This is a genomic window from Capillibacterium thermochitinicola (genome assembly GCF_013664685.1).
GTDB lineage: Bacteria > Bacillota > UBA4882 > UBA10575 > UBA10575 > Capillibacterium > Capillibacterium thermochitinicola.
The window spans coordinates 1-18,969 of sequence record NZ_JAAKDE010000014.1 but is presented as its reverse complement, the minus strand read 5'-3'; the positions used below and the strand labels follow the sequence as shown (position 1 = coordinate 18,969).

The 18,969-nt window shown below is 54.0% G+C and carries 20 protein-coding genes; 15 read left to right on the top strand and 5 right to left on the bottom strand.

Features of this window, described 5'->3' with window-relative positions; all coding sequences use genetic code 11:
- Nucleotides 1-55 precede the first annotated feature (55 nt).
- The 4 genes from G5B42_RS07365 (at nt 56) to G5B42_RS07350 (ending at nt 2,583) form a co-directional block, all read left to right on the top strand.
- The gene (locus tag G5B42_RS07365; RefSeq protein WP_331274074.1) at nt 56-778 is read left to right on the top strand and encodes an AzlC family ABC transporter permease; all 723 of its coding nucleotides are present in this window, start codon (nt 56-58) and stop codon (nt 776-778) included.
- Nucleotides 768-1,076, top strand: coding sequence for an AzlD domain-containing protein (locus tag G5B42_RS07360; protein WP_181339831.1), 309 nt, complete (start codon nt 768-770; stop codon nt 1,074-1,076). The genes G5B42_RS07365 and G5B42_RS07360 overlap by 11 nt, the downstream gene beginning before the upstream one ends.
- A gap of 127 nt (nt 1,077-1,203) precedes the next feature.
- Nucleotides 1,204-2,064: a damage-control phosphatase ARMT1 family protein gene (locus tag G5B42_RS07355; RefSeq protein ID WP_181339830.1), complete on the top strand. Its 861-nt coding sequence runs from the start codon at nt 1,204-1,206 to the stop codon at nt 2,062-2,064.
- Between the two features lie 57 nt (nt 2,065-2,121).
- Entirely contained in the window at nt 2,122-2,583 is a 462-nt protein-coding gene (locus G5B42_RS07350) for a DUF6789 family protein (RefSeq protein ID WP_181339829.1), read from the top strand.
- A 201-nt stretch (nt 2,584-2,784) separates the two neighbouring features.
- Here the strand turns inward: G5B42_RS07350 and G5B42_RS07345 are convergent, their stop codons facing one another.
- The 4 genes from G5B42_RS07345 to G5B42_RS07330 are packed head-to-tail and all read right to left on the bottom strand — an operon-like array spanning nt 2,785 to nt 5,444.
- Nucleotides 2,785-3,123: a hypothetical protein gene (locus tag G5B42_RS07345; protein WP_181339828.1), complete on the bottom strand. Its 339-nt coding sequence runs from the start codon at nt 3,121-3,123 to the stop codon at nt 2,785-2,787.
- 6 nt (nt 3,124-3,129) lie between these two features.
- Entirely contained in the window at nt 3,130-3,669 is a 540-nt protein-coding gene (locus G5B42_RS07340) for a sigma-70 family RNA polymerase sigma factor (RefSeq protein WP_181339827.1), read from the bottom strand.
- Nucleotides 3,670-3,696: 27 nt separating this feature from the next.
- Nucleotides 3,697-4,530, bottom strand: a complete 834-nt coding sequence (locus G5B42_RS07335; RefSeq protein ID WP_181339826.1) for an ABC transporter permease — start codon at nt 4,528-4,530, stop codon at nt 3,697-3,699.
- The gene (locus tag G5B42_RS07330) at nt 4,527-5,444 is read right to left on the bottom strand and encodes an ABC transporter ATP-binding protein (protein ID WP_181339825.1); all 918 of its coding nucleotides are present in this window, start codon (nt 5,442-5,444) and stop codon (nt 4,527-4,529) included. Before G5B42_RS07330 ends, G5B42_RS07335 begins: the two co-directional genes overlap by 4 nt.
- A 250-nt stretch (nt 5,445-5,694) precedes the next feature.
- Here G5B42_RS07330 and G5B42_RS07325 point away from each other — a divergent pair, with 250 nt between their 5' ends.
- Both G5B42_RS07325 and G5B42_RS11870 read left to right on the top strand, forming a co-directional pair.
- Nucleotides 5,695-6,594 carry a glycerophosphodiester phosphodiesterase family protein gene (locus tag G5B42_RS07325; RefSeq protein WP_231133347.1) on the top strand — a complete coding sequence of 300 codons (900 nt, stop codon included), beginning with the start codon at nt 5,695-5,697 and terminating at the stop codon, nt 6,592-6,594.
- Nucleotides 6,595-6,614: 20 nt separating this feature from the next.
- Nucleotides 6,615-6,806, top strand: coding sequence for a hypothetical protein (locus G5B42_RS11870; protein WP_231133346.1), 192 nt, complete (start codon nt 6,615-6,617; stop codon nt 6,804-6,806).
- On the opposite strand, the gene G5B42_RS07320 is transcribed toward G5B42_RS11870, so the two are convergent.
- Nucleotides 6,774-7,649 (bottom strand): VIT1/CCC1 transporter family protein, encoded by an 876-nt coding sequence (locus G5B42_RS07320; protein WP_181339824.1) that lies wholly within the window; start codon nt 7,647-7,649, stop codon nt 6,774-6,776. The genes G5B42_RS11870 and G5B42_RS07320 overlap by 33 nt on opposite strands.
- 182 nt (nt 7,650-7,831) lie before the next feature.
- On the opposite strand from G5B42_RS07320, the gene G5B42_RS07315 reads away from it, so the two are divergent.
- From G5B42_RS07315 to G5B42_RS07275, 9 genes are all read left to right on the top strand, one after another.
- Nucleotides 7,832-8,098, top strand: a complete 267-nt coding sequence (locus tag G5B42_RS07315) for a ribbon-helix-helix domain-containing protein (protein WP_181339823.1) — start codon at nt 7,832-7,834, stop codon at nt 8,096-8,098.
- Between the two features lie 48 nt (nt 8,099-8,146).
- The gene (locus G5B42_RS07310; protein WP_181339822.1) at nt 8,147-9,130 is read left to right on the top strand and encodes a metal ABC transporter solute-binding protein, Zn/Mn family; all 984 of its coding nucleotides are present in this window, start codon (nt 8,147-8,149) and stop codon (nt 9,128-9,130) included.
- Nucleotides 9,081-10,694, top strand: coding sequence for a metal ABC transporter permease (locus tag G5B42_RS07305; RefSeq protein ID WP_231133344.1), 1,614 nt, complete (start codon nt 9,081-9,083; stop codon nt 10,692-10,694). Before G5B42_RS07310 ends, G5B42_RS07305 begins: the two co-directional genes overlap by 50 nt.
- Before the next feature lie 98 nt (nt 10,695-10,792).
- Complete coding sequence (gene secA / locus G5B42_RS07300; protein ID WP_181339819.1) at nt 10,793-13,426, top strand: preprotein translocase subunit SecA; 2,634 nt, start codon at nt 10,793-10,795, stop codon at nt 13,424-13,426.
- Between the two features lie 46 nt (nt 13,427-13,472).
- A protein-coding gene (gene prfB, locus G5B42_RS07295) for a peptide chain release factor 2 (RefSeq protein ID WP_231133343.1) occupies nt 13,473-14,583 on the top strand; the annotation gives its coding sequence in 2 pieces (ribosomal slippage) (nt 13,473-13,547 and nt 13,549-14,583; 1,110 coding nt in all).
- 17 nt (nt 14,584-14,600) lie between these two features.
- Nucleotides 14,601-15,308 (top strand): LmeA family phospholipid-binding protein, encoded by a 708-nt coding sequence (locus G5B42_RS07290; protein ID WP_181339813.1) that lies wholly within the window; start codon nt 14,601-14,603, stop codon nt 15,306-15,308.
- Nucleotides 15,305-16,468 (top strand): lipid-A-disaccharide synthase, encoded by a 1,164-nt coding sequence (gene lpxB / locus G5B42_RS07285; RefSeq protein ID WP_181339809.1) that lies wholly within the window; start codon nt 15,305-15,307, stop codon nt 16,466-16,468. The genes G5B42_RS07290 and lpxB overlap by 4 nt, the downstream gene beginning before the upstream one ends.
- Nucleotides 16,469-16,660: 192 nt before the next feature.
- Nucleotides 16,661-17,470 (top strand): polysaccharide deacetylase family protein, encoded by an 810-nt coding sequence (locus G5B42_RS07280; RefSeq protein ID WP_181339807.1) that lies wholly within the window; start codon nt 16,661-16,663, stop codon nt 17,468-17,470.
- A 2-nt stretch (nt 17,471-17,472) separates the two neighbouring features.
- Nucleotides 17,473-18,462, top strand: a complete 990-nt coding sequence (locus G5B42_RS07275; RefSeq protein ID WP_181339805.1) for a polysaccharide deacetylase family protein — start codon at nt 17,473-17,475, stop codon at nt 18,460-18,462.
- Nucleotides 18,463-18,969 lie beyond the last annotated feature (507 nt).

Sequence of the window (18,969 nt, the reverse complement as noted above, 5' to 3'; positions counted from 1 at the left end):
CGGATTAATTTATGATAATGACAATGACCAGCTTGTTTACGTTTCCGGGGAAAGGGTGAGGACAGTTAAGCGTGACGATTTTTTGACGGGGATGAAGACCGGCCTGCCGATTGCCTTCGGTTACTTTTCGATTGCCGTTGCCTTTGGTTTACTGGCGAAGGCCAACGGTTTGCCCGCCATCACGAGTATTCTGATGTCGGCGCTGGTTTTTGCCGGGGCCAGCCAATTTATTGCGGTCAATCTGTGGGCGACCGGGATGGGTGGCGGGGAGATCATCATCACTACTTTTCTGGTGAATATGCGCCACTTTTTAATGAGTGCCACTCTGGCCCGGCGGCTGGGTCCGCAACCGCCGAAAGTAAAGTCGTTAATTGCTTTTGGCATTACCGATGAGACCTTTTCGCTGGTGGTGATGCAGCCGGAGTATAACCGGGTTCCCGGCTTTGTGGCCGGGGTTAATACAGCAGCTTATTTAGGCTGGGTTTTGGGGACCGCGGCGGGGTCGCTGCTGGTCAACGGGTTGCCCGCGGTCATCCAGTCCAGTATGGGGTTGGCTTTGTATGCGATGTTTATTGGGTTATTGGTGCCCGGACTTAAGGGTTCCAAGGCCAATGTAACCGTTTTCGGTTTGACACTGGTCTTGAGCGCGCTGGCGTCTTGGGGTCCGTCGTGGCTGACGGCGATCGGCAAAGGCTGGAAGGTCATGATCATAACAGTGATCACCTGTAGTTTGGGGGCGTTGCTGTTTCCCGAGGAGGAAGTGAAAGATGCAAAATAGCCAAGATTTGTTGCTGGTGCTGGGGATGGCGGCCGTTACCTATCTGCCCCGTTTATTGCCGATGCTTCTGCTGTCGACGGATAAACTTCCCCCTGTGCTCAAACGGTTTTTTGATTTTGTTCCTTATGCCGTCTTAACGACTCTGATCTTCCCCGAGATTCTTTTTTCGACCGCACAGCCGGCTTCGGCCGCCGTCGGCGGGGTCATTGCCTTCAGTCTCGCGTATGGCGGAAAGAATCTTTTTCTGGTCGTGACCGGGGGGATTGGTGGGGTTTTCCTTTGGGAATTGCTGTTTTGACCGCGACAATAGAAAACCCCATCTTTACCAATGACTGCAGATGGTCCAAGGGGGCAGATGGCAAGGGGTCAGGTCCTGTTGATTCCCGGGGGTGTTTGGTGGAGACCGATGGAGAGGAGGATGCGCGATGGAAGTTTTTCTCGACTGTTTACCCTGCGTTTTGCGGCAGGTCTTGGAAGCCTCCCGTCTGGCGACGGACCGGTTTGAGGTCCACGAAGCGATTATGCAGGAAGCCACCGCGCTTTTGAGCAAATACCGCCAGTTTCGGAATGCGCCGGAACTTGGCGGCAGGATGCATGAGATTGTGAAGAGACACACCGGTGTGCACGATCCTTACCGGGAGGTGAAGGAGGTAAGTATCCGTGAAGCTTTACAAGTCTATCCTTTTCTTGAGCGGTTCCTGGCGGAAAAGGTGGAACCTGCGGAGCGGCTTTATTGGGCGTTAAAGATCGCCGCGACTGGGAATATTATCGATGCAGCCTTGGGGAACGGTGCCACCTGGCTGAAAAACCTCGAAGCCGAATTGGTAAAACCGTTTGCGGTTTGTGATCTGACCCGCTTCCAAAGGGAACTGGAGCGGGCGAAAAACCTGTTAATTATTGGGGATAATGCCGGTGAGACCGTCTTTGACCGTCTCTTATTGGATTACCTGTCGGACTTTGAGATCATCTACGCTGTCCGGGGAGAACCAGTGATCAATGATGCCACCGTGGACGATGTCCGTGCCTCCGGATTCGACCCCCGGATTAAGGTGGTGTCGACCGGCGCCACGACTCCGGGGTTGATTCTGGAGGAGTGTACCGAGGAGTTCGTCACTCTGTTTTACCAGGCCGACCTAGTGATCAGCAAAGGACAGGGTAACTTTGAAGCGCTGATGGACGAGGAGGGCCGCGGCCTCTTTTTCCTTTTGAAGGCCAAATGTCCGCAGGTAGCTGCGGTCCTGGGTGTTCAGGTTAACGACTATGTTTTTAAGTGGCAAGGCCGATAAACGAAATGGTTCGGGGGAATATTAACAAAAAGACTAAACAGGAGACGAGGAAGAAAATTGTTACGGGACAAATTAATCTCTGGTGCCTTGGCCGGAGTTGTTGCTGATCTTGCGATGAGTATTCCCGAGTTTATTCTGTGGAAACTGAAGATTCTTGGCCACCCTCTCTTTCACCATGCGGCTAGTTTGCTTTTGCCACTGGAATACGTCCATAAGAACTTCCTGGGCGCATTTTTAGGGTTTATTGCTTGTAAAGTTTACAGTGCTTTCCTTGGGATCGTCTTTATCGCGCTTCTGGTTTATACCGGAGACCGTTACTTCCGAACCAAAGGCCTGATTTACGGGGCCTTTCTCTGGTTGGCTTCCTATAGCGGACTGGCGTCATTACCCATCGTTAAACTGAGCGCCCACCCGCGGACTCCCGTGGAAGTGCTCCTCTTTCTCTTCCTCCATCTTCTGTTTGGGCTTGTCCTCGGTATGATAGCCCGCTGGTTAAAGCGGCAAGAAAAACTGGACTAATTTGGCTTGTTTTTTTTCCTTCTTGTCACTAACAGGTAGACAAGGAGGGACGAAGGGATGTTCAATAAGCCCAAAAGGCCCCAAAGCCAGGCGTTTTCGCCGCGTTTCCGTGCGTCCTGAAAGATCCAAAGCGCTTGTGCTAGGAGGAGAACAGCAATCAGGGCATAAGCCCACCAAACCAGTCTTTCCGTATTGCTCAAGTTAATAAACCTCCTTTTTATGGGGAGTTGGCGGCCAGAGGATGAGAAAAGGCAAAAGCACGCTGATCCCGATATAACCGGCCATCACCGGGAACAGATAACCCTTTTGGAGCAAGAGACCAACCCCGCTCAAAAAGCCGAAGGCGACGAGCAGAAAGAGCAGGTTCTCCAAGACCATCCACCGCCGGGTGCGGTGGCGGGTTTCGACCACCAGCCTTTGAAAATGGTCGATAGGGGGTGTGGGGATCTCTGCGACCATCGCTTCGACCTCCTGGCCAAAGGCATCCAACGGTTCTTTTAGTTGGTGCAGTGCCGTGTGAAACTCTTTTTCGGTGCGCATTGCCGGTCACTCCTCTCTACTGGCTAGACTGTCCCGTAACGCACGCACAGCCGCATACAGACGGGAACGGACCGTGCCGACGGGTACTTTCATTATGGCGGCAATTTCTTCGTAGGAATAATCATAATAGTACTTCAGGACCAAGGGGGTCCTTTTTTTTAACGGAAGCCGGAGCAAGGCTTGTTTAAGGGTGATGGTGTTGACCGGGACCGCCTCCGCGGGGGCGGACCGGTTGTTCCTTTCGGAGAGGGCTTGGTACCGTTTCTCCAGTCTTTTTTGGCGGCGCCAATCGTCGCGGTAAAGGTTGGTGCCGATCGAAATCAACCAGGAAGCGAAAGAGGACTCCTGCCGGTATTGGCCGCTTTTTTTGATTGCCTTGACCATCGTTTCCTGCGTTAAATCCTGGGCCAGATTGGGGTCCTGGGTGAGTTTGAGAAAATAACCAAGCACATAGCGGTAATTGGCTTGGAGCAAGGCCGCCAGTGTTTGGTCGTCGAGCCCACCGGCTCCTTTGACCGGGTTCTTTGGGGTCAATTTTTCGCCCACTCTGCTGCACCCCGCTTCAAGGAGAATTTATGAAACTTGACTGGTAAAAAGTTGGTCGCGGTTTAAAAAACGGCCGCATTTTTTCAAGAGGAGAAAGTTGATGAACCACAAAGCGGCACCAAACCACCACAGGAAAACACTGCTGACCAGGAGGATGCCGAAGAGCTGTCCGATAAAAAGACCGAGGATGGGCAGGATCACCAGCCCGCTCAGTTGGAAGGCTTCCTGAAACCCCTTGACCTTGGCGGAAATAAAGACGTTGACAAAGACCGTGCCCAGACTGAGGGCGGGAGAGACCCAGAGCAAAAGGAGAAGCCAGTTTCCTTCCGGAAAGATCAGCCGGCCAAAGAGGGGGTAAGCCGTAATATTGACGACGATCCCGTACAGGAAGGAACAGATCAAGGTGAGGAGGGTGGCCGGCAGAAAAGCGGCCAGAATTTTCGCCCAAAACAGCGTGTTCAGGTCGAGGGGGGCGAACAAAAGGGTTTCCAAGGTTTTGCGCTCTTTTTCCCCGGCGAAACTGTTGGCCCCAATGACACTGGCGGTCATTAACGGAATCAGGAGAAAAAAGGGGGCGAACAGGTAATTGACGGTGAAATAGACAATTTGCTGCTGGACCGCGGGAAAAGCGAAGATGGTCTCCCGGAGCCTCCCCGGCGGTAGTTGCGAAAAAAGCCTCATTATTACATCAGAGTTTCCTATGGCGCTCAGATCGGTGAACCGGGCCGGCAGAACCAAAACTAACGGGAGGACCAGGCTAAAGAAGAGCGGAACGACGATCATTGGCAACCAAAGCTGGATATTGCTGCTGATCGCCTTGATATCTTTGGTGATAATAGCCTTGGCGGCTCTTTTGTTCATGCTTTTTCCTCCTTGATCCGAAAGTAGAGGGTCTCCAAATCACGACCGATGATCTTGGCGGAATAAACGGGCCCGGTGGCGAGCAGTTCTTTTAAAAGAAGAGGAATCTGTTCCTTTCGTTCCAATTTAAACTGGAGAAAACCGGGGGTGCTCTTCTCCAGGAGAAAACCCCGGAATTCGGTTCCGGTGATCGTTAGATCGGTCTCCACCTGCAAGCTGAGGGTGGTAAGGTATTTATCCGCCAGTTCGGCAAAGGTCCCCTCCGCCAGGAGGCGGCCCCGGTCAATGAAGATAAAGCGGTGGCAGAGCGCTTCGACTTGTGGCAAAAGATGGGTGGCCAGGACGATCGTTACGGCAAAACGTTGGTTTAGTTCTTTAATGTAGTCCAGGAGCGCCCGGGCACCTTCCGGGTCCAAACCGGTGGTCGGCTCATCCAGGAAGAGTATCTCCGGTTGGTGGAGCAGGGCTTTGGCGATACCCAAGCGTTTTTTCATTCCGGTACTGAACACCGCCACTTTCTTGTCGGCGTGGGGAAGCAAACCGCAAACGTCAAGCAGTTCTTCCACCCGGCGCGCGGGGTTGGCCACGGCATAGAGCTCGGCGAAGAAAAGCAGGTTTTCGCGGGCGGTCATCGGCCCGTACAAAGCGGCTGATTCGGTGAGGACACCACATCTTTTCCTTACTTCGTCCCCGGCGGTAACCGGATCGAACCCGGCCACGGTTAAGCGGCCGGTATCGGGGGTAATTACCCCGTTGAGTAAACGGATGGTGGTGGTCTTTCCGGCACCGTTGGGTCCTAAAAACCCCAAGATTTCTCCCCGGCGGACTGTGAAGGACAGGTTGTCGATCACCGGAATCCCGGAAAAGGACTTGTCGACCTTTTCCAGATTTATTATTTCTTGTGCCAAGTACATCACCCCGTACGTATGACGAATACGGCACGGAAAAAGTTCATTTATTCTTATTTATTCTTTTAAATATATGTTATATTGGTATATATCCACGGTAGTCGCCCACGCGGGCGATTGCTTAAGCGGCCCACAAACCCATAATGAAAATTGATGAAATGGGGGATACAAAATCGGAAAGCAAAAATGGCGAAGCCGGACCATCCTGGTTCCGCTGGTCTTCATCATCTTCATTTATTTAAACAATAGTTCCTTCTTGGTTGGAACCGCGGACAAACCACCTTTCTTCGTTGCCCACCGGGGGGTCCATCAGACCTTTCCCCTGACCGGAATCCAATGGGACACCAATACGGCCGCACGCATCTACCCGCCGGAACACGCCTACTTGGAGAATACCATCCCTTCGATGGCGGCGGCCTTTGCGGCGGGTGCCGATCTGGTGGAGTTTGATCTTCAGTTGACAAAGGACGGACAGTTTGCGGTTTTCCATGATCACCGGCTGGACTACCGGACCAACGGCCAAGGCAGGGTTGGGGATTATACCATGGCGGAACTGAAAAAACTTGACATCGGTTACGGCTATACCGCCGACGGGGGTAAATCCTTTCCCTTCCGGGGCACCGGGATTGGCCTGATGCCTTCCCTCGACGAGGTTTTAACGGCCTTTCCCGAACGGTCGTTTTTGGTTCACCTGAAAAGTAACGAGCCGCAACTGGGCTCCTTGTTGGTTGAATATTTGCGCGGCCTTCCCCCGGCGCAACTTAACCGCCTCACCTTTTACGGTGATGCTGAACCACTGGCTGCAATCAAGGGCGCTTTTCCCCACTTGCGGGTAATGTCGAAGCGGACCATCCTCAAAGCCGTCCTTTCCTATTTGGTGGTCGGCTGGACGGGTTATGTGCCGCCGGCGATGCGCAACACCCATCTGCACCTTCCCTTGCGTTATGCCCGTTGGCTTTGGGGGTGGCCCCACCGGTTTCTCAAGCGGATGGAAAGGGCCAACACCCGCATTGTTTTGGTGTTGGGGGATGGGCGCTGGTCGGAAGGGTTTGATACGGAAGAAGACCTGGCGTTGCTTCCACTCAACTATACCGGAGGAATCTGGACCAACCGGATTGAGCGGATTGGTCCTTTGGTCAAGGGGGAAAGGCAATAAGCTCACCCCGCCGGTGACAAATGTCAAAAAAGCAAGCTCCAAAAAGAGCTTGCTTTTTATTTTGCCTTAAGCCCCAAGAAAAACGGTTGGTGGTCGACGGCGATGGGACCGGCAGGGAGTCGGAGTTTGAGCTTACCCGCCGAAAAACGGGGTTAGACCTTGACCAGCAGGAAGACGGACTAGATCTCGACCTGCAGGAAGACCCGGAGTAAAATCCCGATGACAAAGCTGAGACCGGCCACGCCCAGACTGATGACGGTCATCTCCAGAAAACGGGGCCAGAAGGACAAGTCCTTGGCGACGGCAATATAGTAGTTAAAGACCAGGATAATAACGACACCGATGATCAGTGTTAAGGCCAGACTGAGGGAGTAGTTGGCCGTCAACAAGTAGGGCAAGATTAAGGCAAAAACGGTGAAGAGATAGGCGACCCAGGTATAGAGGGCGGATTTGAAGGCCTCCGCGGGCTTGCCCCCGCCTGCTTTGTTGGACAGGTACTCGGAAGCACCCATCGAAAACGAAGCGGCGATTCCGGTGATTAAACCGGACAAAGCAGTCAAACGGTTATTCTGGAGCGCGAAAGTCAGTCCGGCCAAAGTTCCCGTCAGTTCGACCAGGGCGTCGTTGAGCCCGAGCACGATCGAGCTGACATAGTTAAGACTCTCTTCTTCCAACAAATCAAGGAGTTGATGTTCATGTTCCTGTTCCTCGGTAATAATCTGGGCGACTTCCGGGATGCGGTCACTTAGTTCTTGATAATTCTCCTTGGCTTCTTTTTCGCCCGTTTCCATCAGTTTGAGGCTGAAGGTAAGCCCGAAGAGCCGGGCACACCAGGTAAAGAAGAAGATCTTGAAACGGTTTGCTTTAACGTCCCTTTGCGTATATTTGCGGTAAACCCGGTAATGGTGAAGTTCTTCGGCGGCTATCTTCCTGAGGATCTCCTGGTTGGTTGGGTTCGGGACCATGTGAGCCAGCCGTTGGTAAATCTGGTACTCGGTCAGCTCGTTCTTTTGAAAGGTGATTAGCTTTTTTAAATGTTCGGCTTCTAAGTTCATCCTGTTTGGCCTCCTTTCGCCAACAGTATTAATCTTAGCACAATTTGCCCCAGATGGCAATTTTCCCAAATTTTACGGGTTCGGTCTTGACAGATGAACAAAAGAAAACGATAATTTAGAGAAGGTATTACAGAGTAATACGAAGCCACGTGCTGGTTGCGGTTAGTTGGGGAGGAAAGAAGATGAGTCCGCAAAAGAAACAAGAAGTGATCACCTTTAAGGTGGACGAAACTTTAAGTAAAGCGCTGGATGGGATCCCCAATCGTTCTGAGTTTATCCGGACGGCGATTATGGCTGCTTTGGAAAGTACCTGCCCGTTGTGCCGCGGGACCGGAATCCTGACCCCGCAACAACAAAAGCACTGGCAGGAATTTTCCCAAAACCACCTGTTGATGAAATGCAGCGAGTGCCATTCGCTCCATTTGGTCTGCGCCGTTGAACAAAAATAGGATTGAGAACAACGTTAATGCCCTGCTCAAGGGATGGGGGGACTTTTCGTGAACAAGCACCAAAGGCCGTGGGGGAAGGTTTTATCTCTCTTTGGCGGCGGTTTGCTGCTGGCGGTGGCAGTCGGAGTCGGAAGCAAACTGTTCACTTCCGTCACCCTTCGCGACGGGGAGAGGGATAAGATTAAGGTATTTGTCAGTATTCTTCCGCAGAAATACTTTGTGGAACGGATCGGCGGGGAACGGGTTTCCGTGGCCGTGATGGTTGGTCCCGGGCAAAACCCGGCCACTTATGAACCGTTACCGCAGCAGATGAGTGCGTTGGCTGAAACCCATATTTACTTCCGGATTGGCGTGCCCTTTGAAACGGCTTGGATTGACCGGCTTCAAAGGCTGAACCCGGAAATGATTATGGTTGATACCCGGGAAGGTGTTCCGCTGCGCGAGGTGGAGGACGCCATCTGCCATGCGCCGGGGGAGGAAGCGGCGGAAGCGGATACGCCGGATGGGCACGGTCACAACGGAACCGGCCTGAAGGACCCCCATATCTGGCTCGATCCGTTACTGGTTAAAGTCCAGGCGGAAACGGTTTACCGGACTCTGGCGGCCTTCGACCCCGACTACCGGGAATACTACCAAGCGAACCTGAACAGATTCCACACGGAGCTGGACCAGCTCCACGCGGAGCTCCAGGCGACCTTCGACGGTTTAAAAAGGAAGACGCTGATGGTCTACCATCCTGCCTGGGGTTATTTGACCGACCGGTACGGGCTCAAACAAGTCCCGCTGGAAGTGGAGGGCAAAGAACCAGGCCCCCGCGAACTGGCCCAGTTGATCGACTATGCAAAAACCCAAGGGATCCGCGTGGTCTTTATCCAACGTCAGTTTAACTCAACGGCCGCGGAAGCGGTGGCCCGGGCGGTGAACGGACAGGTGGTCTCCATTGACCCGCTGGCGGAAGATTATTTAACCAATATGCGCCGGATTGCCCAGGCGATTAAGGAGAGTAACGATCGAAGTGGGGAAAGCGATTGAACTTCACCAGGTTAGTTTTGCTTATGAAGACCGGCTGGTCCTCGAGGAGATCAATCTGACGGTCGGCGCCGGCGATTTTCTGGCGATTGTCGGGCCGAACGGCGGGGGGAAAACGACGCTTCTCCGCCTGCTCATAGGCAGCTTGGAACCGCGACAAGGCGAGATCCGGATCTTCAACCAACCACCCCGGAAAGCACGGCGTTTGATCGGTTATGTTCCGCAACAGAACGCTTTAGACCGGGATTTTCCCGTTTCCGCGCTGGAGGTTGTGCTGATGGGACGGTTGGCCCCCAACAGTTTTTTTCCCCGCTACCGCAGGGAAGACTATGCAGAAGCTTATGCGGCAATGCGGGCAGTGGGTGTTGAAGACCTGGCCGGCATGCGTTTTGGTGACTTGTCGGGGGGGCAAAAGCAGCGTACCTTGATCGCCCGGGCGCTGGCCGGCCGCCCCCAATTATTGCTCCTCGACGAACCCACGGCCAGCGTGGATCCGGCGGTGGCCGAGGATATCTACGAATTACTGGCCCGGCTGAACCAGGAAGTCACCATCGTTTTGGTCTCCCATGATCTGGGGTATATCGCTTCCCATTTCCGCCAAGCGGTCTATCTCAACCGTCGTTTGTCGTGGTACCAGCCGGGGGGGAAGCGGTTCGGGCTCGTTTCCCGGCTGGTATGGCGGAAAAACGAGTATGGTGCGGGGTGGGCAATGATGGGTACTTTTTGGGCGGCCTTGTTGCAATATAAATTTATCCAAAATGCGGTCTTGGCCGGGGCTCTTTCGAGTCTGGCCTGCGGGGTGTCCGGCGTTTATGTGGTGGTGAAACGGATCACTTTTATCAGCGGCGGGATCGCCCACGCGGTGCTGGGGGGAATCGGCGTTGCCTATTATCTGGGCCAAGATCCGCTGGTCGGGGCGGCGCTGGCTGCTTTATGTTCCGCCGTTTTACTCGGGTTGATCAATCTGACCGCCCGCCAGCACGAGGACATTGTTATCGGGGCTTTATGGGCGGTGGGCATGGCGGTGGGGATTATTTTTATGGCCTTAACTCCCGGCTACAGCGTGGATCTGATGAGTTTTCTCTTCGGTAATATTCTCATGGTTACGGAACCGGTGCTTTGGGCGCTTTTCCTCCTGGATCTGGTCATCCTGTTGGTGGTGGCGGTCTTTTACCGCCAGTTTCTTTTGGTTTGTTATGATGAAGAGTACGCCCGCTTGCGGGGGCTGCCGGTCAAGGCGTTGTACATTTTACTGCTTGCCCTGATCGCCTTGACGGTAGTGATCCTGATGAAAGTGGTCGGTTTGATCATGGTCATTGCGTTATTGACATTACCGGCGGCGGTGGCGGGGCTTCTCACCCATAGTTTACACCGTATGATGCTCTTGGCCACGGGTTTGAGTTTCCTCTTTATCCTGAGCGGGCTGGTCTTCTCTTACCAGCTGAACCTCCCGTCGGGGGCGATCATTGTCATGGTGGCGAGCATCGGCTACCTGGGGGCTTTGGCTTGGCGTCAGCTTTTACCGCTTCTCCGGCGGCGGGGGACATATAAAAAGTTGTTTCCGTAAACAGGTAATGATATAATAGTTTATTAGTATTGCCTGGATACATTCGGACTTGGTTTTTTGTCGTGAAAATGGCTTGTGGGGAAGAGAGGGCGAAGCCGATGCTGAAGTTTTTTCGGAACATGTGGGACACCAACCAAAAGGAGTTAAACCGGATCGCGCCGCTGGTAACGCGGATCAATGAGTTGGAAGCCGAATTTATGCGCCTGTCCGATCAGGAGCTGAAAAATAAAACCGCTGAGTTTAAGGCTCGCTTGCAGAAGGGGGAAACCCTTAACGATTTGCTCCCCGAGGCCTTTGCAACGGTGCGGGAGGCGGCCAAACGCACCCTCGGCCAACGCCACTATGATGTGCAGTTGATCGGTGGGGTCGTACTGCACGAAGGGAAAATTGCCGAGATGAAAACGGGCGAAGGCAAGACTCTGGCGGCCACGCTACCCGCCTACCTGAACGCGTTGACGGGCCGGGGCGTTCATGTGGTGACGGTCAACGATTACCTGGCGAAGCGGGACAGTGAATGGATGGGTAAGATCTACCGCTTTCTCGGGCTGTCGGTCGGCGTGATCATCCATGGCCTAAACCCGGAGGAGCGCCGGGCAGCCTATAACGCCGATATCACCTACGGGACGAATAACGAATTCGGATTTGACTATCTCCGGGACAACATGGCGATTTCCCAAAAGGAACTGGTCCAGAGGGAATTGCATTATGCCATCGTCGACGAAGTGGACAGTATCTTAATCGACGAAGCCCGCACCCCGCTGATCATTTCGGGGCAGGCGGAGGAATCAACCCGGCACTACTCGGATTTTGCCCGGATTGCCAACCAGTTGAAGCGGGATGTCGACTATACGGTCGATGAAAAAGCCCGCTCGGTGGCGGTAACCGAAGAAGGGGTGGCCAAGGTTGAGAAACGGTTGGGGATCGACAACCTCTACGCCCCGGAGCGGACCACCCTTGTCCACCATCTGATCCAGGCCTTAAAAGCCAAAGAATTGATGAAGCGGGACCGCGATTATGTGGTCAAAGACGGCCAGGTGATCATTGTGGATGAGTTCACCGGGCGTTTGATGTTCGGGCGCCGTTACAGCGAGGGCCTCCACCAGGCAATCGAAGCGAAGGAGAACGTGAAGATTGAACGGGAGAGCCAAACGCTGGCGACGATCACCTTCCAGAATTACTTCCGGATGTATGAGAAACTGGCCGGGATGACCGGAACGGCGGAGACCGAAGAACTGGAGTTCCGGAAGATCTACGGTTTGGATGTGGTGGTAATCCCCACCAATCTGCCGATGATCCGGATCGATTACCCCGATGTGGTTTATAAAACGTCGGAAGCCAAGTTCCGGGCGGTACTGGAGGAGATTGAAACGGTGCATAAAACCGGCCGCCCGGTGCTGGTGGGGACAATTTCGATCGAGAAATCGGAGGCCTTATCTAAGGCCTTGACCAGGAAAGGCATTAAACACCAGGTTTTAAACGCCAAATACCACGAGCAAGAGGCGGAGATTATCGCCCAGGCCGGCCGGTTGGGGATGGTGACGATTGCCACCAATATGGCCGGGCGGGGGACCGACATCATCCTTGGGGGGAACGCGGAAGCCCTGGCCCGGGAGATCTTGAAGAAGAAGGGCAACCCGGAAGAGGCCACCCCCGAAGAGGTGGCGGCGGCGCTTCAGGAAGCCAAGGCGATCACCGAGCGGGAGCATGAACAAGTGGTCAGCCTGGGCGGGCTGCACATTATCGGTACGGAACGGCACGAAAGCCGGCGGATTGACAATCAGCTGCGGGGCCGGGCGGGTCGGCAGGGTGACCCCGGTTCTTCCCGGTTTTTCGTGGCCATGGATGATGACCTGATGCGTTTGTTCGGCGGCGAAACGATCGTCCAGTGGATGGAACGCTTGGGATGGGAAGACGACATGCCGATCGAACATCCGCGGATCGCCAAGGCAATCGAGAATGCCCAACGCCGGGTGGAAATGCGCAACTTTGAGATCCGGCGGCAAGTGCTGGAGTATGACGACGTCCTCAATAAACAGCGGGAAACCATTTACAGTCTGCGCCGGAAGTTGTTGCTGGGCGAGGACCTCAAGGATCAGGTGCTTGAGGCGCTCCGGGACGTCATTGCCCAACTGGTGTTGGCCCATACTGATGCCCGCCTCCCGGAAGAATGGGAGTTTGACAATATCTTACAAGCCGCCGAGCAGATTTTTCTGCCCGTGAAGACCTACACCGCGGAAGAACTGGCGACAGCGGCCCAAGGCCAGGCCGAACGGCTCAAAGAATTTCTCTATGACGCCGCGGTCCGGTTCTACGCGGACAAGGAAGAGCGGATTGGCGCGGCGAACATGCGGGCGATCGAACGCTATATCATGCTCCGTACCATTGACAACCTCTGGATCGATCACCTTCAAAACATGGATGATCTGCGCGAAGGGGTCGGGCTGCGGGCCTATGCGCAAGAAGATCCCTTGGTGGTCTATAAAATCGAATCTTACCAGATGTTCCAGGAGTTGCTCTACGCGATCAAGGAGGATGTGGTGCGCTACGTTTTCAAGATGGAATTTACCCAGGAAGCGCCCCGTCCCGAGCGGCGGATTACCAACATTGTCACCAACCGGGGCGAAGACGGGGCCCCGGTTGTCCAGCAGCGCAAGACGGGCAAGAAAGTCGGACGGAACGATCCTTGCCCGTGCGGCAGCGGGAAGAAATATAAAAAGTGTTGCGGTGCTTAATTAATGACGATCGGTCCATAAATTAGTAAAGACAGGAGGTAAATCCATGATTGAAGTAGCAGAAGTGAAAAACCAGATTAACGATTTGCAGTTACGCGTCGCCAAAATGAGGGAATATCTTTGACCTCGAGAGGAAAAGTAAACGGGTGCAGGAATTAGAAGCCGAAACAACGGCCCCGGATTTTTGGACGGATCAACAGAAAGCCCAGCAGGTTATGCAAGAATTGAACCGTTACCGGCAGGAGATCCAGGCGGTCGAAACCTTGGAAAAACAACTGGCCGACAACGGTGAGCTGCTGGAACTGGCACTGGCGGAAGACGATACCGAAGTCATGGCCGAGGTGGCGCGGGGCGTTAAAGCGTTGGCGAACGCGGTGGACCGCCTTGAACTGACCACCTTCCTGAAGGGTGAGTTTGACCGTAGTAACGCCTATCTGTCCATTCATCCGGGCGCGGGCGGAACCGAATCCCAGGACTGGGCCAGCATGTTGCTGCGGATGTACACCCGCTGGGCCGAACGGCATGATTATAAAGTTGACCTGATTGAGCTCCTGCCGGGCGAAGAAGCCGGGATCAAGAGCGCGACCCTCTTTATTCAGGGGGAGAACGCCTACGGGAACTTGCGGAGCGAAAAGGGGGTCCACCGTCTGGTGCGGATCTCGCCCTTTGATGCCTCCGGGCGGCGCCATACCTCTTTCAGCTCAGTGGATGTCACACCGGAGTTTAATGACGAATTCGAGATTGAAATCCGCCCGGACGAACTAAAGATCGACACTTACCGGTCGGGTGGGGCCGGCGGGCAACACGTCAATAAGACCGATTCGGCGGTGCGGATTACCCACCTCCCGACCGGGATTGTCGTGGCCTGCCAGAACGAACGCTCCCAGTTTCAGAATAAAGAAACGGCCATGCGGCTCTTAAAGGCGAAACTGGCCGAGATGTACCGCAAGGAACAACAGGCAAAGCTCGAACAGATTAAGGGTGAGCAGATGGAGATCGCCTGGGGAAGCCAGATCCGTTCTTATATCTTCTGCCCCTATACGCTGGTGAAAGACCACCGGACCGAGGTGGAGACCGGAAACGTCCAGGCGGTAATGGATGGGGAGATTGATCTTTTTATTGAGTCCTTCTTACGTTCTCCGTTCAATAAAGGATAAGAAAAAGGGGGAAGACAGTGGTTAAACGCGGTCTTGGGGTGGGCTTCCTCCTCTTGGTTTTCGGGTTATTCGGGACGAGCTCCTTACTGACGGCGGTGGTCAAGCAAAATCTCACCCGGACGCTGATCGCGCAGGCCCGGGTAGCGGAAGGGGTCGAACTGAAGATGGCCCCCCTGCGCCTGGGGGACCTCCTGAACGGAAAGGTGGGAGCGGTTGAGTTCTCCGCCAACCGGTTAGGGTTTGCCCAAGGGCCGGTCTTTTCCAACGTTTCGTTCCGTAGTAAAGGCGGGCAGTTTGACGTTGGCGCCTTGCTTTGGCAGGGCGAATTTGTCCTTCAGGAACTGGCGGAGACCCACGTGCGGCTTGAGCTTGTCGAAGAAGAATTAACAGCCCTGATGCGGCAGGATCTGCCGGAGCTGGAACCAACGGTCTATTTAAAGGAAGGCCAGGTCGAAGTGGAAGGTTTTCTTGCGCTGTTTGGAGAAAGGCGTTTGCCCTTTAGCGCCAGTGCTTCGTTGGAAAAGGCTTCCGGCCGCAGTCTGCGGCTGGCCCCTTTAGCGCTGAAAGTGGCCGGCGTTGCACTCTGGGCAGATTTGTTTAACAAGTACGCCCCCCAACTAAGCTGGGAGTTTCCCCTGGAGATTCCCTGGCCGGTCCGGCTGGAACGGTTTAAGGTGACGCCGGGGGCGATCCATATGGAGTGGCGAGAGGAGGCCCGAATGTGAAATATTTTATCTCCGCCGGGGAGCATTCCGGCGATTTACACGCGGCGGCGCTCATCCGGGAGCTTAAAAAGCAGGACCCCGAAGCCCGGGTGTGGGGGATGGGCGGTCCTTTAATGGCGGCGGCCGGGGCGGAAATCTTGTTTGATCCGACCGCGGAGAGTACGATCGGTTTTTGGGAAGCGGCAAAGAAAGTCTGGGTTTTCAAACGCCGTTTGGCCGAATTCACCCGCTTCTTGCAGGAAAACCGGCCGGATGTGGTGGTTTGGGTTGATTTTGGCGGATTCAACCGCCTTCTCGCCGAACAGGCGGCGGCCCTGTCCATCCCGGTGGTCTGTCTCTTTCCTCCGTCGGCCTGGGCCTACGGGAAAAAGCGGGCCGACCGTCTCGCCCGTTGTGTGAAGCATGTTGCTTCGGTGCTGCCATTTGAGGCCGATTTTTACCGGCGTTATCAAAATTTGAAGGTTACCTACGTCGGACACCCGCTGGTCGACCGGGTGCGGCCGCAACTGGCCCCGGCGGACTGGCGGCGGCGCCACAACCTGGCTCCGGCGGAGAAGGTGATCCTTCTGATGCCCGGCAGCCGGAAGCAGGAGGTCCAGACGTTGCTCCCGGTGATGTTGGCAGCGGCGGCGGAACTGGCGGCGGAGTGGAAAGACTTACGGTTTTTCCTGCCGGTGGCCCCGACGATCGACCAGAGGCTGATCAAGAACTTCCTGGAGCAATATCCCAGTTTGGCGGTGGAGACGACGACCTCCGCCGAAACGTATAATTTAATGGCGGCGGCTGATTTTGGGATTTTGGCTTCCGGAACTGCCACTTTGGAAGCGGCCTTGCTTGGTTTGCCAATGATCGTCATTTACCGGGTTTCGAACGTGTCGGCCCTTCTCTTCCGTGTTTTGAGGAATAAAGAGAACAACCAACCATTGATGGTGGCGTTGCCCAATTTAATCAAAGGGCAAAAGATTGTCCCCGAATTGGTTCAAGACGGGTTGACCGTGAATGATCTTGTCCTCCAGGCCCGTCTCTTTTTGGAAATTCCCGAGCGCGCTGCTCAAGTACGGAAAGAACTGCTGGGGATCGGGGAAATCCTGGGCCCGCCCGGCGTGATGGAAAGGGTGGCCACCATCGTGCGGGGGGAAGCGGTTCAACGTACTGAATAAAAGAAGAAAGATTGGTATCACGAAGCGAGATGGTTGGCGGCGGAGGCTGTTCGTGCAAGCGGGCAGCCTTTTTTCTTTCACGCCGTTTTTTCCTGTTCTAGCTTGTGGCCTTCGTACATATTTTTTAGCGATCAAACGACGGTCTCTGCGCCGTTGCAGGGACACGCAAAAAGCCAAGAGAGGGATCGGCCGATGCGCATCTATTATTTTTCCCGCTGGAAAGCGCTGGGCCTTGGTCTGCTGGCCGCCTTTGTCTTCTGGTATTTTTCCCACCCGGTAGTTTTACGCCGGACCGCGCTGCAAGTCGCAGTCTTGCTTGGCCAACGGATTATCCCGATTTATGCGGTTGGCACCGATGAAAAGAAGATCGCCATCTCCTTTGATGCCACCTGGGGAGCAGACCAAACGCCTGATTTATTGCGAATTCTCCGGGAAAATCAGGTCCGGACCACTTTTTTCCTCTGTGGTTTATGGGTGGAGAAATACCCGGAGATGGTGAAAAGGATTGCCGCCGAAGGCCATGAAGTGGGCAACCATTCTTACACCCATCCCCATATGAACAGTTTAAGTGAACGGGAGATCGCCCATGAGCTAAACCGGACCCATCATTTAATTAAAGAACTTACCGGTCAAAGTCCCACCTTATTCCGTCCGCCCTTTGGCGAGTATAACAACAAAGTGATCGAAACCGCACGGGCCTGTGGTTACACCACGATCATCTGGGATGTGGACTCTTTGGACTGGAAAGATCTAACGGCCGAGGCGATGCTCGACCGCATCCTCAAGCGGATCAAACCCGGTTCGATTGTGCTCTTTCACAATGCCGGGAAAAACACCCCGCAAGCTTTGGCCAGACTCCTGCCGATCCTGAAAGGACAGGGTTTTTCCATCGTGCCCATCTCCGAGTTGCTCCATAAAGGCGAAACCTATACGGACCATACCGGGCGACAGTTTCCCAAACCCCGTATGGAACAGTCGAAACCGCCGGAAGGGGGGATCTAAGAATGAAACTGGTTATCCTTGAACGGAAGAAAATCACCTGGTTTTTCGGGTGGGTTTTGTTGGTGGTGCTTAGTACGGTCGCCGTGACCCAGTGGTCCGCTATCCAACGACGGTGGTACGGAGTCAAAGATGGAGTTATGCTCGAAGGAAGGTCGATGGCCCGTCTTTTGCCGGACGAAGTGCGGACCATCGTGACGGAAATGGCGAAGTTCTACACCCTTGAACCGCAAAATGCCGGTTACTTTGTGGAAACCGGGGAAGTGATCCCCGAAAAAGAGGGGCGGGGGGTTGATGTTGAAGCCACGGTTGCCGCGGTCTTGGCGGCCGAACCCGGTGCCCGTCTGAATCTGATCACTTATGCCATCCCGGCCACGGTGAGCAAAGAATATTTCACACCGGTCTTTCAAGGTCCGACCGACCAGAAAAAGGCCAGTCTAACCATTAATGTCGCCTGGGGCGAAGCGGAATTGCCGGCGCTCCTCAAGATCCTGCAAGATCGGGGCGTAAAAGCAACCTTCTTTTTCGACGGGGCCTGGGTGAAAAAGTTTCCCGAGATGGTCAAGGCAATCCACGCCGCCGGGCATGAGGTGGCCAACCACGGCCTTTACCACGGACACCCGGCGCAAATGAGCCGGGATGAACTGAAGCGGCTGATTGTCGAGAATAATCAACTTTTGGCGGAGGTGATCGGCACCGAACCGGCGAAGCTGTTTGCCCCGCCGTACGGTGAATTTAACGACCAGATCGTGGCGGTCGCCGGGAATTTGGGCTACCGGACGATCATGTGGACGATCGACACCATTGACTGGCAACGGCCCGCTCCGGAGGTGATTATCCGCCGCGTGGTCGACAAAATTAAACCCGGGGCGATTATTCTGATGCACCCGACCGTCCCCACGGTGCAGGCCCTTGGGCAAATCATCCAAACCTTACAAGGGCAGGGCTATTCTTTGGTCACGGTTTCCGAGTTGTTAACGGGAAAACGTCCATAGGAAAAAAATCGACAAAAAAAGTTTAAAAAAAGAAGGATTGGAGATTAAAATAGCGAAACAATAATTCAAATCCTTTGTTAAGCAGTCTGACAGCTTGACAAGGTCTTAACTTTTTAATATGATCTTCTTACATTCATCAATGAATATTCTGGTCGGTTTTTACCAAAACGCCCAGAGAAAGGTTGCTTTCTATTTCGAAAATCTTATCCGTGCTTGTTATTTGTCGCTCGTAAATACATGCCTTGGCAGGACAGCGCGCTCAATTTTCATCCATTCACTGTTTCAAGCTCTGAATTAGTATCTTACTTGGTATAAAAGAGTTGTCGTGGGTGACCGGGCAGTTGGTTGAGCGACTATTTGACTATATAGAACAAATAAATATGAAAACCCGATTATATATTTTTCAGTGAACTTGTCAGACAGCAAGACAGCAAGACTGGGAAATTATAAACCAAGGTGCGAAACAACGTAATTTAGCTATAGTTTGAAACGGAGCAAAGGAGGTTC